Here is a 4,302-nt window from a genome sequence, read left to right as displayed (position 1 = left end):
CAGGCGGTTTATTGGATCTAAAACTGGGTCTTATCTATAACATCAATGATACATACTCTATACAAAGTAGCATTGGTTATCACTTTGATGCCTTATTAGCCGAAAACGGTGATGGTGACTTCACGCGCATTCCAGTCGAACTATTAGGCTTCTATAATTATGATAAGCACCGTTTTGGTGGAGGATTGACTTTACATACCAGCCCAGAATTTGAAGCAGAATCAGATGATATTGGGCTTGACGAGAATGCTGAATTCGAAGATGCCAGCGGCTTAGTTATAGAGTACGGATATAAGACTTCTGATAGTGCAGTCATTGCTTTAAGGTACGTCGATATAAACTACGAAGTAACAAAGTACAATGGTAGCTCAGTAGACTCAGGCCCTGATTCTGACGGTAGCCACATTGGTTTATATATCTACTTTCTTTTCTAGCAGTCAAAGTTTCCGTGAGTTCAGCGGATATCAAAGGGCCTTTGAGGCCCTTTTTTTCGTCCTACATTTAGCAAGCCAACACATCTTGATCTCTTACATAGCTGCTGTAAGATGAGCAGCAATATTTTCATATAATCATTAGTTCTCGGTAAAAATACCCCCATGGACGTATCCCATATTCTTGACGGTTTGAATGACGCACAACGCAGTGCTGTTGCTGCACCTATGCAAAACTTATTGGTTCTTGCTGGAGCCGGAAGTGGCAAAACCCGAGTATTGGTACACCGAATTGCCTGGTTGATGGAAATTGAACGCTTAAGCCCTTCTTCAATTATGGCAGTGACCTTCACTAACAAAGCTGCCAAGGAAATGAGGGGCCGTATCGAGCAATTGTTGGACCTGCCTGCACGAAACCTTTGGTTTGGTACTTTCCATGGCATTGCTCACCGTTTTCTGCGCGCACATTCCAAAGAAGCAAATCTTCCGGATAACTTCCAGATCCTCGACTCCGACGACCAGCTTCGGATCGTAAAGCGAATCATGCGTGAAATGAACATCGATGAGTCGCGATGGCCGCCTAAGCAAGTTCAGTCTTTTATCAACAGTAAAAAAGATGAAGGCGTTCGCGCCGCTTATTTACCGCCGACTCATTCCCAGTTCGATCAAGTAATGGCAACGCTCTACCAACGTTATGAAGAGCAATGCCAACAGTCCGGCATGGTCGACTTCGGTGAGCTCTTACTTCGCTCTCATGAAATATGGCTGAACAACCCAGCCCTGCTTGCTCATTATCAAGATCGCTTTCGCTATATTCTGGTCGACGAATTTCAAGATACTAACACCATTCAATATGCCTGGCTTCGCGTACTCGCAGGCAACCGAATCCCCATTATGGTAGTGGGCGATGATGACCAATCTATATACGGCTGGCGTGGCGCGAAGATAGAGAACATTCAACAGTTCCAAAACGACTTTGCCCAGCCTTTAGTTATTAAGCTGGAACAAAACTATCGATCGACCTGCACTATCCTGAACGCGGCCAATGCTTTGATCTCAAACAATAGCGGACGTTTAGGAAAAGAGCTATGGACTGATGGCAGTGAAGGTGAACCGATAGACCTTTATGCCGCGTTCAACGAACAAGACGAAGGCAACTATATTGCTGACCGCATCAATGCTTGGGTGAACCAAGGCCAGCTACGTTCACAATGCGCTATTCTCTACCGCTCCAATGCACAGTCGCGTGTCATTGAAGAATTTTTAATTCGCCAGGCTGTCCCTTATCGAATTTATGGCGGCCTACGCTTCTACGATCGTCAAGAGATTCGTAATGCCCTCGCCTACTTACGTTTGGTTTATTATCGACACGATGATGCCGCCTTCGAACGAGTGGTAAACGTACCAACTCGTGGTGTTGGCAATAAGACCCTTAGCGATATTCGTGAACACGCTCGAGATCAGGGAGTGTCTCTCTGGCAGGCCTGCGTCGAACGTTTGCAGCTAGGCCTGATTAAAGGCAAGGCCAATGGCTCTCTGAATGCCTTTATCGATATGATAGATGAACTTAGTGCAGAACAAGACGAGCTAAACTTATTCCAACTCACCGAAAGAGCTATCGGGCAATCGCAGCTTAAAGAGTTTCATGCGAAAGAAAAGGGTGAAAAAGGCCAGGCCCGCATTGAAAACCTCAATGAGCTTTTATCGGCAACCAAAGATTTCGAAGCTGAAGATGACGAGCTAAGCCCATTAGCTAGCTTTATTGCCCAGGCAGCCTTGGATGCAGGCGAGCAACAAGCCGAAGAACATCAGGACTGCGTGCAACTAATGACGCTTCACTCTGCAAAAGGCCTGGAGTTCCCTTTCGTGATTCTGGCAGGTATGGAAGAAGGTCTATTCCCGCACCAGATGTCGATGGAAGAGCCTGGAAGGCTAGAAGAAGAACGCCGACTCTGTTATGTCGGAGTCACTCGCGCAATGGAGAAGTTAGTGCTCACCTATGCCGAGTCACGACGCCTGTATGGCCAAGAGAAGTTCAACCCCATGTCTCGTTTTGTACGAGAGATACCACCAGGGCTAATACAAGAAGTTCGCATAAAGAATAGCGTTTCTACACCGGTCTCCTTCAGCCAATCTTCAAGCAGCGATATGCAAGTTGGCGATTCGCAATTCCAACTAGGTCAAGTTGTTCGGCATGGCAAGTTTGGTGAAGGCACTGTACTCAATTATGAAGGCCAAGGTGCCCATGCACGTATTCAAGTTAACTTCCCAGAAGCTGGCAGTAAGTGGCTAGTTCTATCTTATGCAAAGCTTGAAGCCGTCTAGCCTTTTTAGGTGGTGACTGGAACTTGTGCATAGTAAGCAAAACGCTATTTATCAGCTACTATTAAAAGGTTTCCAGTATTATTTAATAGGACCTTTGATCACATGGCGTCGCCAGAAGAGTTACAACTAGAACAAAAATCTCGTGCACTTCAACTAAAAGAAGATGCACTAAACCGTCAAGCGACCCAGCAGCAGAAAACTGAAGAACGCATTAAAGCGCACCAAGATAGCGTTGCCAAAAAAGAGCGCGCTAACCAGTTAAAAACTCAAGACCTAATAAAACGCGAACGTAAACTTAAAGAAGACAATACACTTCTCCAACATGAGAGAGAAGCATTTAACACGGCACAGCAGGCAGCTGAGTCTCGCCGCCAACCCGCGATGATTATTCTGCCGATTATGCTTATCGCTTGTATTATTGGCGGCTATTTTGCCTACGAGCAACTTGCCAAGAAGCAGCTTCACTACAACCAAATAGCCTCCGCCTCAAAGAATATTGATAAACTCGCAAATATTCTCAGTTTGACTCAGGATGAGGTGCTTACCCAAACCACTACCTTAGCCAGTAAAAAAACTGAACTGGATAAAACCAAAGGTATGCTGTTGGAGCTAAAACAAAGCACCGACCAACTTCGAAGAGAAATACAGCTACTTAAAGGCGACCAGGAAACTAGCGCCTCGGAGAAAGCATCCCTAGTGGAGTCAGCTGATAACCTTGCACAACAACTCAGTGAACTCAAAAACCAGTTAGAAGATAAATACTTAACCATCGATATTATCGAGGCACTGGTTGATTATCAGGAAGATCACCTTGAAAACGTAAAAGGCGAACTCGCAACAAAACAAGAACTCTTAGCCAAGCATGAAGATTCGCTGAGTGAACAACAAACTCAAAGAATGAAGCTCGAGCAAGCACTGAATGAAAAAGACAGCCAACTCAAAGAAAAGAGCCAGAGCTTACAAACGGCCCAAGAGGAACTTGATCAGGCTCAGCGTCAGTTAACTGAAGCCCAACAAAAATTGAATGCTTTTACCGAAGCCATTAAAGCACCTGAAGCACCTCAAAAATAAAGATTCTATCTCTAAAAAAGGGTCTGCCTTATCTGTAGGCAGACCCTTCCACGGCTCGCTGGCGGGTTAGCACCCTCGGCCTACGGCGCTAGCCTTTCGATCGACCAACTATCATCATGCAAACGCGTATATTGGAAACGATCATGAAGTCGATTTTCACGTCCTTGCCAAAATTCGATTCGAGCCGGCACTATGCGATAGCCGCCCCATGACGAAGGTAAAGGAATCGAACCGGATTTGAATTTCTCTGCCGCTTCACGATACTTTTGTTCTAGAAAAGAACGAGACTCGATCACTTCGCTCTGATCACTACACCAAGCACCAATCTGACTGCCACGCGGCCTGGTTGCAAAATATTTCAAGGAAGCGGCACTGGATATCTTTTCACAACGTCCTTCCACCTTCACCTGACGGTTCAGTGGTAACCAGGGGAACAACATCGCTACTTGAGGGTAGGCTTTAATCTGCTGAGACT

4 protein-coding genes are annotated in these 4,302 nt (G+C 45.7%); 3 read left to right on the top strand and 1 reads right to left on the bottom strand.

What is annotated here, in order from left to right:
- The 3 genes from A3761_RS15995 to A3761_RS15985 form a co-directional block, all read left to right on the top strand.
- A partial coding sequence (locus A3761_RS15995) for a hypothetical protein (RefSeq protein WP_231881237.1) occupies positions 1–434 on the top strand: 434 nt, incomplete at its 5' end.
- A 162-nt stretch (positions 435–596) separates the two neighbouring features.
- Positions 597–2,756, top strand: coding sequence for a DNA helicase II (gene uvrD, locus A3761_RS15990; RefSeq protein ID WP_068515938.1), 2,160 nt, complete (start codon positions 597–599; stop codon positions 2,754–2,756).
- A 102-nt stretch (positions 2,757–2,858) separates the two neighbouring features.
- Positions 2,859–3,827 (top strand): hypothetical protein, encoded by a 969-nt coding sequence (locus tag A3761_RS15985; RefSeq protein WP_068552667.1) that lies wholly within the window; start codon positions 2,859–2,861, stop codon positions 3,825–3,827.
- Between the two features lie 80 nt (positions 3,828–3,907).
- Here the strand turns inward: A3761_RS15985 and pdxH are convergent.
- On the bottom strand, positions 3,908–4,302 hold a 395-nt coding region (pdxH, locus tag A3761_RS15980), incomplete at its 5' end, for a pyridoxamine 5'-phosphate oxidase (protein WP_068750490.1).

The organism is Oleiphilus sp. HI0123, from assembly GCF_001635315.1.
This window is presented reverse-complemented; position numbering and strand designations above follow the sequence as displayed.